Source organism: Pseudomaricurvus sp. ABR4_320 (assembly GCF_056159445.1).
This window is the reverse complement of record NZ_JBSWVF010000125.1, coordinates 1-275: the sequence shown is the minus strand read 5'-3', so window position 1 is coordinate 275 and position 275 is coordinate 1. Positions and strand designations below refer to the sequence as shown.

The following is a 275-nucleotide window of genomic DNA, read 5'->3' as shown; positions in this document are numbered from 1 at the left end:
GAGCAGATCCGCACAGCCTTGGCGCTGGGTGCCGATCGCGGCATTCTGGTTGAGACCGCTGACGAATTACAGCCGTTGGCCGTAGCCAAATGCCTGAAGGCGATTGTCGATCAGGAAAAGCCCGACCTGGTCATCCTCGGTAAGCAGTCCATCGACGGCGACAATAACCAGACCGGTCAAATGCTGGCCGCACTGACCGCCTTGCCTCAGGGGACCTTCGCTTCTGAAGTCGCCATCGCCGATGGCAAGGTAAAGGTTACCCGGGAAATCGACGG

The 275-nt window shown here is 59.3% G+C and carries 1 protein-coding gene; it reads left to right on the top strand.

The annotated features are described in order from the left end of the window. A partial coding sequence (locus tag ACXAFR_RS27670) for an adenine nucleotide alpha hydrolase family protein (RefSeq protein ID WP_475183472.1) occupies nt 1-275 on the top strand: 275 nt, incomplete at both ends.